A 12,253-nucleotide genomic window follows, 5' to 3' on the forward strand; every position below is an offset into this window, starting at 1 on the left:
ACCCCTTCTTCTTATGAAGAAGGGGTTTTCTGTTTTGAAATCAGATTTTTACTTAGGATGGTGTCAAATGACAGAACATGTGGAAACGAAATTAGCGCAGATTGGAAACCGTAGCGAAGAGGTGACTGGCACTGTCAGTCCTCCCGTTTATCTTTCGACAGCATACAGACATAGAGGCATAGGGGAATCTACAGGATTTGATTACATTCGAACGAAAAACCCAACAAGACAGCTCGTAGAGGATGCAATTGCTTCACTCGAAGAAGGGACGGCCGGTTTTGCCTTCAGTTCGGGAATGGCGGCGATCCAAACGATCATGGCTCTATTTGAAAGCGGAGATGAACTCATCGTCTCTTCAGACCTATATGGCGGTACATACCGTTTGTTTGAAAACGAATGGAAAAAGTACGGCTTACGTTTTCTTTATGATGATTTTTCAGATGAAGACTGTTTACGCTCTAAAATCACGCCAAACACAAAAGCGGTCTTTATTGAAACACCGACAAATCCACTGATGCAGGAAGCAGATATTCAAAAAATAGCGAAGATTGCAAAAGAATATGGCGCTTTGGTGATTGTCGATAACACCTTTTACACACCAGTCTTGCAAAAGCCGATTACGCTTGGAGCGGACATTGTCATTCATAGCGCAACCAAATATTTAGGCGGACATAATGACGTTCTTGCCGGGCTTGTCGTCACAAAAGGAGAGCAGTTGTCTGAAGACATGTTCCAGCATCAAAACGCGATTGGAGCGGTTCTATCACCATTTGACTCATGGCTTTTAATGAGAGGAATGAAAACACTTGCTCTTAGAATGCGCCAGCACGAGGAAAATGCGAAGGAGCTGGCACAGTTTTTAGAGGAGCAGCCAGAAATTCAAGATGTGCTTTATCCAGGAAAGGGAGGCATGCTGTCATTCCGAGTAGCCAAAGAAGGCTGGGTCAATCCATTTTTGAAGCAGCTGAAAACGATTTGTTTTGCTGAAAGCCTTGGCGGAGTCGAAAGCTTCATTACGTATCCTGCAACGCAAACGCATATGGATATTCCAGAAGAGATTCGCATTGCAAACGGTGTATGTAACAAGCTGCTCCGATTCTCTGTTGGCATCGAGCATGTAGATGATCTGAAATCAGACCTAAAACAGGCACTATCACAAGTAAAAGAGGAGGTACACGCCAAATGACCACACACGATTGGACACTCGAAACACAACTCGTTCATAATGCGTTTAAAACAGACCGTTCAACAGGTGCAGTCAGTGTACCGATTCAGCATGCATCCACATTTCATCAAAGCAGCTTCGATGAATTTGGCCAATATGACTACTCCAGATCTGGGACTCCGACACGTCAAGCATTAGAGGATACGATTGCAGCGCTGGAAGGTGGAACGAGAGGGCTTGCCTTTGCATCAGGCATGGCAGCCATTTCAACCGCTTTTCTTCTATTATCAAAGGGAGATCATGTCCTTGTCACAAGAGATGTGTACGGCGGTACTTTCCGAATGATCACCCAAGTTCTTTCAAGATTTGGAATTGAGCATACCTTCGTGGACATGACGGATTTGAATGAAGTCAAAAGAGGCATTCAATCAAATACAAAGGTCATTTACATGGAAACACCGTCAAATCCAACACTAGGGATTACAGATATTGAAGGTGTCGTCCAGCTTGCGAAAGAGCATGGCTGTCTGACTTTCTTAGATAATACGTTTTTAACACCTGCGCTTCAGCGTCCGCTGGACCTTGGTGTTGACGTTGTTCTGCACAGCGCAACGAAATTTTTAAGCGGCCACAGTGATGTGCTGTCAGGCTTAGCCGTTGTGAAAGATAAGAAGCTGGGAGAGGAACTCTATTCACTGCAAAACTCCTTCGGTGCAGTCCTTGGCGTGCAGGATTGCTGGCTCGTGCTAAGAGGATTAAAAACCCTTCAGGTCAGATTAGAAAAAGCAAGCCAAACGGCATATGAACTCGCTACATTCCTCAAAGAACATCCTGCGGTGAAAAAAGTATACTACCCAGGCTTAGATGACCATCCGGGTGCAGATATTCAGCGAAAGCAAGCAAGCGGAGCAGGAGCCGTTCTCTCATTTGAACTAGAAAACCAAGCGGCTGTCAAAGAATTGGTGGATGCCGTTACATTACCTGTATTCGCCGTCAGCCTCGGCGCCGTCGAATCGATTCTGTCATACCCAGCCAAAATGTCCCATGCGGCTATGCCAAAAGAAGAAAGAGAAAAAAGAGGGATTACAGATGGGCTGCTTCGTTTAAGTGTCGGAGTTGAAAACGGAGAAGACCTCAAACGCGACTTCAAACAAGCACTTGATCAACTAAAGCCAGTTCTTGTGAATCAGTCATAAAAGTCAGTGAAAAGCCGGTGCCGATACCGGCTTTTTGGCTTTTTTGAACAAAACCATTGACGCCTTATTGTTATGGTTATATAATAGAGACTGTCAGTAATAGAAAGCCCAGAACTGATACATAACCCGATTCCGTAGCTCAGCTGGGAGAGCGCTACCTTGACAGGGTAGAGGTCGCTGGTTCGAGCCCAGTCGGAATCATCGTTTAAACCCTTGCCTAGCAAGGGTTTTTGGTTTTTCCGGCAACGAATATTTGTTCTGTTTCTTTTGGTTGGGGACGAATTGGGGACGAACTTTTTCCATTAGATGGTTTCTCAGTATTTTTAGGATCAAAAGTATGTAATTTTCTTGCCTTGTATTGAATTTAAGGTGAAAAAATGTTTTTTATTAACCGTTTGTTATAATGCGAAAAGTAGCCCCTTTCCTTAGTGGATAGGGGCATTTTTAATAATAGATACACTTTTAATTATACCTTCCTGTATTCATATCACCAAAGGAATTTATTCAGAGCATAAAATTCTATATTAATAAGCGTACTTTATTCTCTATTCTTTAATGATTATGTTATCGATACTGATTTTAACCATTTAACCATTTAATCCAGTATGGATACAATTGATCCTTGATCTCAAAAGTAATCCAAGGAAACAGGAAGCAAAAGATAAGCAAGGTAAGGAATATCGGTATGAATAATCTTTCTAAAAATATTGTGAATTTTTTTTCACCGTCTTTTAATGTCGGTAGTGCTATTCTAGCAGTCGACATTATTATGAAAACTGTAAGAAGAATTATTCCAGAGCTTCGTCCAATTAAATAATACAAAGCATCTTTTCCCCAGATGTTCTTAATATGCGCAGATACACTATCTAACCAAGATGAAATAGAGTTTCCACCTTGAAATATTATAGATATGTTAAACTTCAAATTCTTATCGATTTCAGTGAGTTCTTTAGGAATAGGTAAAAGTAATAAACTGAAGATCAGTCCAAGTAACAAAAACATATTAATAAAAGCTAGTGCGAATTTCAATTCATCAAATGGTTTATTTAGTGTTTTGATCGCGAGCGAAGCTCGGACATATAAGGTAAATCTAATAATAAATAGCACTATTAGAATTAAATTAAAGAAGTTCAAATAACTAAAATAAATTATGCCAAATAAAATCAAAACAATTAACCAACCAATAACCTTTAAAATTTCCATTTCAGAACTATAATTCGGAGAAGAGTTTTCCATCCTATATACTATCTTTTGAGACTGATCTATAGTAGGCTGAAAAATTTTATTGATAATCTTTGTTTTACCTGTGTTGATTTTATTGTGATCCCCTTTTACAGATATGTTCGTTTTATTATCACGGGCTACTATAAATCCAATGATTCCTAAAACAGAAGCAATAATAGTTAAAATAACGCTTAACAGTTCTAACATGAAATTAACCTCCAAATATTTTTTCAAAACTTTTCATATTATAACATTTTTTGAGATTTAATGTTGTTCGTTTGAATAAATTTTTCTAATCATTTCTAAAAAATATTTCCTAGCTATTCATATAATCAAAAATTAAACGGATTTTTCATTGCGCTATCAAAACCAAAGCTGTTAAAAAAAACATTAAAAATGGTGTACTTATGTGCATATTATACTAGGGGGTACAAACCTTGAAACAAATTTTAGGAAATAGATGAGGAAGGCTATTATACGCTGGAGAAGATAAATGAGAAAAAATAGCTAAAGCAGAAAAGAAATCTGGAGCAACTTTACCGAATACATATAAAAAACTCATTCTAGAACAGAATGGTGGTTATATAGTTCATAATGCTTTTCCAACCACTCACTCTAATTCATGGGCTGAGGATCACATTCAATTTAATCACCTACTGGGAATTGCTGAAGATTAGGGGATTATGGATAGTGCCTATTTAATAAAAGAGTGGGAGCTGCCAGAAGGGCTTGTTCTAATTAGCGGGGATGGCCATACTTGGGTAGCGATGGATTATAGAAAAATGAAAAAGAATCCTGCAATTCATTATTTTACGTTGAGATGGAAGAAGACTTTAAATTAGCGAATTCCTTTGATGAATTCATTGAGGGGCTTTATACAGCTGAGTACACTGCCGATGAGGAAGCAGCAGAGGGTGAATATGAACTTTCTGAAGTTCATTTAAGTAAAGAAGAACTTGAAGCCATATTTGAATTGGACGTCCTTGATGAAGAGAATCTTTATAAAATTCAATACTACCCGATGGTTGATTTGAACGAAATTGAATGTTTTTTTTAAAAGATGCAATATCACATTGAAAAAACAAGAGATGAAGATGATCTTTATGAAGTAGCTTCTGCGATTAACAACGTTCTCTTATTGAATCCCAATATGCCAATCAACGATGAAATTAATGGAAATCTAAATCAAATTGCTAAATTTTTAGAAAAAAATAAAGATCCACTTATAGTAAATCTCGGAGAACATATTGCTATGAAAACAAGTTTCCTTTAGTAAGCTTGGGCACAAAAAACAGGCCATACTAGTGGAAGATTTATTTGGAGTATCATCAAATAATAAAAGGCATACCAGAGAGGCGAATTCGTCTCTCTTTTTTGCGGTTTCTTTTCGGTGTGGAATATTCAAACGGATGATAATATATGTAATTATAGGGAAAATAAAGGAATGGATAGGGGGAGGTTTGTTTGGGAGAAAAAGTAGCAAGCCCATTTGTTGCTAAAATGATCGGTGATTGGTACGGATATATAAAGAAACAGGACATTCTAAAGGCTGAAAATAAGAGAAAAGAGATCGTAATAGCCTTTGAAAATATGGAAGAAGATCAAAATGTCTTATTATACTTTAACTTGATTGATTCCAGATACAAAATGTTGGCGCAGGAGTTTGAGGGATCAAAAGATATATTGAAGCAAATAGACATTGAAGAGAAGCAGAAAACGGATGACATGATTCAGTATTATTATTTCTTCTTCAATGGCATGTATGAGTTTTATAAAAAGCGCTTTTCAGACGCTATCAACTATTATCATATTGCAGAGACCCGACTTCGAAACGTTCCTGACGATTTAGAACGTGCTGAATTTAATTATCAGCTTTCGATTGCATACTACGAAATCGCACAAAATCATTTCTCCATTAACCACGCCAAAAAAGCTTTAGAAAGCTTTAAATCAGCAGATTTACAAGAGAGTCGGGTTGCTACTACTCTAATGGTAATCGCATCAAATAAGATGGATTTAAACCAATTTGTACAAGCTGAATCCACCTATAAGGATGCTATCAATTTAGCAGCAGAATCTAAAATTGATTTTCCACAAGCGCTAGGGTATTTCAATCTTGGGATATGTTATGAGCGTCAAGGAAAGCTTCAGCAAGCTTTAGAATGTTTACATAATGTCTTTTCGGTTGAATTAAAAAAGCCACACAAACCACTGTATATGAGAACAAATTACATGTTAGCGCGTGTACTCTTCCAGTTAGATAAAAAAGCTCAAGGGCTGGATGCACACAACGAGTCACTCATGTTAGCGAATGAATTAGCTGACAATGCGTATATTGCTAAGTTAAATATCATACATTCAATATATGTAACAGATGATGAAATTCAGCTCGACGCAGCTCTTGATGTACTGAAAAATCAAAAACTTTGGACAGATGCCGCAGAATTGTCAATTATGGCAGCAAGATTTTATAAAAAGCAGGATAATTACAAACTGGCATCAAAATACTTTGATGAAGGTTTGGAATCACAGGCCAAAAAATTGACATGGATGGAGGAGGAAGCTGAATGAAGCACCTGAAAGTTATGATATTAAGCCTTACCGTATTAATGGGGATCACAACCACTGTACATATAAATTCCTCAAATGATTTTCAAACCGCAGAAAACGGCTACTTTGGTTAAGCATGAAGTCTATTAATAAAAAAGCCCTTTTTGGGGGCTTTTTTTATTTGAATATTATCTGCTATTTTCATTGCTGTTTCAATTGATCAAAACACAACTTCAAAACGTATAGGCAAAATAAAAACAGACCCTGCAAGGTCTGTTTTTATGGGGACGGATGGGGCCTAATCATTACTATCTTTTTCATTAAGATTAGAAGTTCCCTATACGCTCCATTGCTTTATCAAAACCTTCATAGTCAATACTTGAATTATCTATACAAAAAGAATTTAATTACTGCGATTTTTCTCTCCCCAATCACATAACTGTTCTAAAATTGGTAAAAGTGTTTCTGCCTTATTTGTAAGACTGTATTCCACTTTGGAGGGGACTTGTGGATATTCCTTTCGTATAATCATCCCATCTGCCTCTAAATCTTTAAGTTGTGCACTCAATGTTTTAAAGGTAATCGTTCCAAGTCTCCTTTTCATATCATTAAAGCGAACGGGTTGATTTTCCGAAAGGAGATACAGAATTAGCATTTTCCATTTGCCTCCTATAACTGATAAAGTATATCCAAAAGGTGTCTCTTGGATATTACCCGTTTTTCTATAATCGGCCATACTCATATTGACACTATCCTTTCTGGTAGTAACTATCTAAATAGTGCGTACTTTTTTTCTCTCTATATTCATTTTATACTTACTTTACTTTGAAATAAAGGAGAGAAAACGATGACTAATATTAAAACCTACAATCACAATCTATGGGATCACGGTATTACCCAAGGATATAGCGTTAAAGGAACAATCTATATTTCAGGTCAATTTTCATACGATAAAAATGGTATGTTCGTTGGTAAGGAGAATATTGAAGCTCAGACTCTGCAAACATTTGAGAACCTTGATCGGGTATTGGTGGAATTGGGAGCTACGAAATCCAACATTGCATATGTTGAAATTTTTCTAACAAATCCACAAGAACACTCAGAAACGGTCATAGATCTATTCAAGGAATACTTAGGTCAACACAGACCAGCTGGCAGTCTCATTGGTGTGACATATCTGGCTTTCCCAGAGCAATTGATTGAAGTCAAGGCTATCGCACACACTGATTAAATATGTTATCATTTGACCAATTCTCAATATCAATACAAGGGATAGAATAAGGATTCGAGCTAAACCATCTATGATGATTAAAATGAACAAACTATGCTAGAGTAATGCCTTACAGTATTTTTCTAACCTCAAAAGGTAGCCGAAAAAATGGGATAGACGGCTACTTTGGAGCAAAAATAGAAAATGCGGTCAAACGATTCCAGCTCTTGCATGCTTAGAGCTGATGGTATCTATGGTCCGAAGACAAAAGCAGCTCTTCAAAAAGTATTGAAAATAAGTAAAACCCCCTGTCCTGTGTAGGATAGGGGGTTTTTATGTTTTAAATGATTTAACTCTACTTGTGGTCAAAATTTAATGTTTTGGATTTGTAAACAAAAGTTTTACACCAAAACCTACTAAAACTAGTCCTGTTATTCTGTCAATGGTCATTTGAACTTTTGTTGATAATAGGAATTTCCTGATGTATCCAAGCAGAAATACAATCGTCGTAAACCACAGTATAGATAATAGGGCATAAATAGAGCCCATAATGACAAATTGAAGGCTAGTATTGAACTGTGGTGTAACGAATTGAGGTAAAAACGTTAAAAAGAATATAGCAACCTTTGGATTTAAAGTATTTGAAATTAAACCTTGTTTAAAAGCAGATTGTTTTGGAACTACAACATCATGAAAAGATGTATCGTCTTTTTTTTCTTGTTGACGAAAGAAGACACGCCTAGATATATAAGGTAAATAGCACCTAAATACTTAATGATTTCAAACGCTAAGGCAGACTTCATTAAAATTAAAGAAAGTCCAAATGCTGCGGCAAGTGTATGAATGAGAGCGCCAGATGTAAGACCTAATGCCATCTTCATCCCATCACATTTTCCTGTTCCGATGGTTCTTTTAGTAATTAACGCAAAATCAACTCCAGGAGAAGCAACGACAAATAAGGTAAGAAGAAGGAAAGTCACAAAGTCATTCATCTCCTCACATCCTTTCAAAAGTGATAATACATACTAACGCAGAAACATTTTCATTGCAACATGAGAGTGCCTTAATTAGCAAAAACATCGAACTAATGAATAAGTAAAACCCTTGGCCATAAAGGTCAGGGGTTTATTTCGGTGTTTATTTTTCAGGAGACGTTTTTCTGAAATCCTTATTCACTATGTTTGATCCCAAAAAAACAAAGGCTCCAAAAGGTGTGTCCAGTTTAAGAGGTTATTTGCAAAATATATAGACTTTTTGCGAGAATCCTCCGAAAAACTTTAAATATTTTCATTTATAATTCTCTATTTGTCTATACTTTTCATATCGCTGTTGTATTAGCTCTTCCGAAGATAATAGTATCAATTGTTTTAGAGATGATGCGATTGCAGATTCAATCATTTTTGCCTGTGATTTTATATCATTTTGTGCTCCACCTTTCATTTCAGGAATGATTTCATCAATAATTCCTAACTGTTTTAAATCTTTTGCTGAAATTTTCATATGTTCAGCAGCTTCTGGAGCATACTTAGCGTCCTTCCATAGGATAGATGCTGCTCCTTCTGGCGAAATGACCGAGTACCATGAATACTCTAACATATGGATATGGTTACCGACACTAATGCCAAGGGCTCCACCACTTGATGCCTCTCCAATTACAATACAAACAATTGGCACTTTAAGTGTAGTCATTTCAAATAGATTTCGAGCTATCGCTTCAGAAATTCCACGTTCTTCAGACCCTTTCCCTGGATAGGCGCCTATTGTATCAATAAATGTAATAATAGGGCGATTAAATTTATCAGCTTGTTTCATAAGTCTTAGCGCTTTTCTATAACCTTCTGGATGTGCCATTCCAAAATTTCTTTCTATATTTTCCTTTGTACTTCTACCTCTTTGATGACCAATAACCGTAACGGGCATCCCTTTAAATTTTGCAATACCACCTATCATTGCTTTATCATCACCATATAATCGATCACCATGAAGTTCGAGAAAGTTTGTAAACAATAAAGGTATATAGTCCAATGTCGTGGGCCGGTTACGCAGCCTTGCAATTTGAACTCGTTGAAAAGGTGTAAGATTAGAATAAATTTCATCTTGCATTTTATTTAAACGTTTTTCTAATACATGAAGTTCTGACGATAAATCTACATTATTTTCTTTCATCATTTTCTTTAATTCATCTAATTTCTCTTTTAATTCAATAATAGGACGTTCAAAATCCAAACTCATTTTATCCTCCACATGTTATGAATTACCTCACTCTAATCAAAAGGCTTAGAAATAGAATCAATAAATAATTCAAAACCATCCATAACTATTTTTTGTTCTGATTCTGATAAATTATTGAGAATTTTTTGATAAAATGTAATGGATTGCTCTCTTAAGCAATGAACAGTTATGTGACCTTTTTCTGTGAGGTGCAGAAAAAGTTCTCTTCTATTTTTTTCATTTACTTCACGATAAACAAGCCCCTTTTTTACTAACTTATCTACTAATCTACTTACAGTTGAAGTCTCTAATCTAAGTTTATTGGATAGTTGCCAAACAGTTAATTTTTCCGCCTCTAGTTCCTCTAACGCCATCATTTGAGAAGTTGGTAGAGGTTTTTCAAATGGTCCATTGGGCAAATTTTGAGATTCAAAAACCCCAGTTATTATAATCATTTTCTTAATATCTGTTCTTAGTTTTAAGGCATCTTCTCTTTTCAAAAAGGTCACCCTCCTACAATTCATGTATCATACATCAATTGTATTATACATGAATATGATTTTTTCACAAGCTTAACGTAAGCCAATATGACAACATGGACGAGATATTTCTTCTTGTTAAATGTGTCTAATTTGTGAAATTAACAATTTCCACAAACTAAAATATATGGAAGTTCAGTCTATAGTAGGTAACATAATACTCATTGTTATGGCGAGTATCTAGTCTCGTAAAAGTGACAAGAATAATCATTTTGCATGAATAGGAGGAGATTTTATGATGATTATTGCCATAACTGATGTTACGTACGGTAGTAAAGTTAGAGAGCCAAAAGGTGCTCTGCGTTACTACTAAACACATGCCTTAGAAATCGAAAATTCTAAGGAAGAGCTTCTCATTCAAATGGACTTTACAGATTAGCTCTCGAAAAAAATTACACGGAGGTAATAGGAAATGAGAATTAACCACAATATCGCAGCACTTAACACATTGAACCGTTTGTCTGCAAACAACGGTGCGAGCCAAAAGAACATGGAGAAACTTTCTTCTGGTCTTAAAATCAACCGTGCAGGAGATGACGCTGCAGGTCTAGCAATCTCTGAAAAAATGCGTGGACAAATCCGCGGATTAGAAATGGCATCTAAAAACGCACAAGACGGTATCTCTCTTATCCAAACAGCTGAAGGTGCATTGACTGAAACTCACTCAATCCTTCAACGTGTTCGTGAACTAGTCGTTCAAGCTGGAAATACTGGTACACAGCAAGGTGAAGACTTAGCTGCAATTAAAGATGAGATTACAGCGCTTGTTGAAGAGGTCGATGGTATTTCTAATCGTACTGAGTTTAATGGAAAAAAATTATTAAATGGTACGTTTAATGGAACAGGCACACCAGAAGTTCCGCCGACAGATCCAGATGATCCAAGTACAGGTACACCTGCAACTGAAGGTGATGCTTTAGTATTCCAAATTGGTGCAAATGCTACACAACAAATTAAGGTAAACATTCAAGATATGAGCGCTGCTGCTTTAGGCGTTACTGACGCAGATGGTGCAGTCGAGACAGGTAAATCTGTTAAAGATATCGATGTTTCTAAATTTGAAACAATCGCAGCTGATGACGATGGTGGATTTGATGATCAGTTAGCAATCGTTGATGGAGCTATTAAGCAAGTTTCTGCACAACGTTCTAAACTTGGTGCAGTTCAAAACCGTCTAGAGCACACAATCAACAACCTTGGTGCTTCTGGTGAAAACTTAACGGCTGCTGAATCTCGTATCCGTGACGTTGACATGGCAAAAGAAATGAGTGAGTTCACGAAGAACAACATTCTTTCTCAAGCTTCTCAAGCTATGCTTGCTCAAGCGAATCAACAGCCACAAAACGTACTTCAATTATTACGTTAATAAACCAAAAGCCCCTATATAAAGGGGCTTTTTTTGTTTGTCTTTATTCAGTTCGATGTCTTATTTTATAGATCGTTCTAAAAGCCACTTCAACGCCAATGAATACGACAAATAATATTACTATCCAACTAACCAATTCTGCCCAAATATTTGACATGGTAATCATGCCGAACTGACTTAATCTCGATTGAATTACAAGGGAGATTCAAGCAGTAATAAACACAGACTCTTTTTCAACATCAGTTCCAGCCAATGATTCTAAATGATTTTTGATCTCTAATGAAATATCCTTTGGTAAACCATCATTGATAACTTTGGATTCATCAAAGGAGAAAGTTTCAGTTGATTTCACCTTGACAGGGTAGAGGTCGCTGGTTCGAGCCCAGTCGGAATCATATAAAAAGACGTTAATACAGAGCCATTCTTGAGATATTCGAGAGTGGCTTTTGTATTTCTCAGTGTTGGTCATTATCCTGTTTTTCACAAACAGAGAGCTACATAAAGCAGCTCCCTGACAAGTAATCAATCTTTCTTTTTTTTGTAGTCTTTTATTAAGCTTGAAATAGTTAAACCCATTACACCAAAAGCGACTACATAAAATGAAATTTTTGTAACAGATGTATCGATTTTTCCTAAAATCAACACAATAGCGATAATAGCGGCGGGTAAAAGTGATTAACAAACCTTTGGATGCCTTATTTTCATGTGTCACTAGCCGAGCACCTCCTTGATGTTTCACCATTTAGGTGTGTTTTAGTTCATTTTAAAAAACGAACAACATGATGGTTTTTG

The 12,253-nt window shown here is 36.6% G+C and carries 9 protein-coding genes, 1 tRNA gene and 4 pseudogenes; 8 read left to right on the top strand and 6 right to left on the bottom strand.

The genetic code is table 11. The annotated features are described in order from the left end of the window. Nucleotides 1-67 precede the first annotated feature (67 nt). The 3 genes from AAYR28_RS05705 (at nucleotide 68) to AAYR28_RS05715 (ending at nucleotide 2,562) form a co-directional block, all read left to right on the top strand. Nucleotides 68-1,186 (top strand): methionine biosynthesis PLP-dependent protein, encoded by a 1,119-nt coding sequence (locus AAYR28_RS05705; RefSeq protein ID WP_120207282.1) that lies wholly within the window; start codon nucleotides 68-70, stop codon nucleotides 1,184-1,186. Further along, nucleotides 1,183-2,361 carry a cystathionine beta-lyase gene (gene metC / locus AAYR28_RS05710; RefSeq protein WP_041117167.1) on the top strand — a complete coding sequence of 393 codons (1,179 nt, stop codon included), beginning with the start codon at nucleotides 1,183-1,185 and terminating at the stop codon, nucleotides 2,359-2,361. The genes AAYR28_RS05705 and metC overlap by 4 nt, the downstream gene beginning before the upstream one ends. Before the next feature lie 128 nt (nucleotides 2,362-2,489). Continuing rightward, a tRNA-Val gene (locus AAYR28_RS05715) sits at nucleotides 2,490-2,562 on the top strand. 378 nt (nucleotides 2,563-2,940) lie between these two features. On the opposite strand, the gene AAYR28_RS05720 is transcribed toward AAYR28_RS05715, so the two are convergent. Then, nucleotides 2,941-3,792, bottom strand: a complete 852-nt coding sequence (locus AAYR28_RS05720; protein ID WP_081124272.1) for a hypothetical protein — start codon at nucleotides 3,790-3,792, stop codon at nucleotides 2,941-2,943. A 249-nt stretch (nucleotides 3,793-4,041) separates the two neighbouring features. Between AAYR28_RS05720 and AAYR28_RS05725 the strand changes: the two are divergent. Together AAYR28_RS05725 and AAYR28_RS05730 are read left to right on the top strand one after the other, a co-directional pair. After that, nucleotides 4,042-4,858, top strand: a pseudogene (locus AAYR28_RS05725) (SMI1/KNR4 family protein). Nucleotides 4,859-5,049: 191 nt separating this feature from the next. Continuing rightward, nucleotides 5,050-6,156, top strand: a complete 1,107-nt coding sequence (locus AAYR28_RS05730; protein WP_183002007.1) for a Rap family tetratricopeptide repeat protein — start codon at nucleotides 5,050-5,052, stop codon at nucleotides 6,154-6,156. A 382-nt stretch (nucleotides 6,157-6,538) separates the two neighbouring features. On the opposite strand, the gene AAYR28_RS05735 is transcribed toward AAYR28_RS05730, so the two are convergent. Further along, complete coding sequence (locus AAYR28_RS05735; RefSeq protein ID WP_120207279.1) at nucleotides 6,539-6,877, bottom strand: winged helix-turn-helix transcriptional regulator; 339 nt, start codon at nucleotides 6,875-6,877, stop codon at nucleotides 6,539-6,541. 105 nt (nucleotides 6,878-6,982) lie between these two features. Here AAYR28_RS05735 and AAYR28_RS05740 point away from each other — a divergent pair, with 105 nt between their 5' ends. Both AAYR28_RS05740 and AAYR28_RS05745 read left to right on the top strand, forming a co-directional pair. Then, nucleotides 6,983-7,366, top strand: a complete 384-nt coding sequence (locus tag AAYR28_RS05740; RefSeq protein WP_061109701.1) for a RidA family protein — start codon at nucleotides 6,983-6,985, stop codon at nucleotides 7,364-7,366. Between the two features lie 119 nt (nucleotides 7,367-7,485). Further along, nucleotides 7,486-7,666: pseudogene (locus AAYR28_RS05745) on the top strand (peptidoglycan-binding domain-containing protein); the annotation flags it as partial. Nucleotides 7,667-7,717: 51 nt separating this feature from the next. On the opposite strand, the pseudogene AAYR28_RS05750 reads toward AAYR28_RS05745, so the two are convergent. From AAYR28_RS05750 to AAYR28_RS05760, 3 genes and pseudogenes are all read right to left on the bottom strand, one after another. Beyond that, nucleotides 7,718-8,337, bottom strand: a pseudogene (locus AAYR28_RS05750) (LysE family translocator). Between the two features lie 295 nt (nucleotides 8,338-8,632). After that, complete coding sequence (locus tag AAYR28_RS05755; RefSeq protein ID WP_070325718.1) at nucleotides 8,633-9,577, bottom strand: acetyl-CoA carboxylase carboxyltransferase subunit alpha; 945 nt, start codon at nucleotides 9,575-9,577, stop codon at nucleotides 8,633-8,635. Nucleotides 9,578-9,609: 32 nt separating this feature from the next. After that, on the bottom strand, nucleotides 9,610-10,056 hold the full coding sequence (locus tag AAYR28_RS05760) for a MarR family winged helix-turn-helix transcriptional regulator (RefSeq protein WP_120207275.1): 447 nt from the start codon (nucleotides 10,054-10,056) through the stop codon (nucleotides 9,610-9,612). A 451-nt stretch (nucleotides 10,057-10,507) separates the two neighbouring features. Here AAYR28_RS05760 and hag point away from each other — a divergent pair, with 451 nt between their 5' ends. Then, entirely contained in the window at nucleotides 10,508-11,461 is a 954-nt protein-coding gene (hag, locus tag AAYR28_RS05765; RefSeq protein WP_046310604.1) for a flagellin Hag, read from the top strand. A gap of 522 nt (nucleotides 11,462-11,983) precedes the next feature. Here hag and AAYR28_RS05770 read toward each other — a convergent pair. Further along, nucleotides 11,984-12,173 (bottom strand): annotated as a pseudogene (locus AAYR28_RS05770) (hypothetical protein). Between the last annotated feature and the right edge of the window lie 80 nt (nucleotides 12,174-12,253).

Source organism: Bacillus safensis, from assembly GCF_039619585.1.
In the GTDB taxonomy this organism is placed as follows: domain Bacteria; phylum Bacillota; class Bacilli; order Bacillales; family Bacillaceae; genus Bacillus; species Bacillus safensis.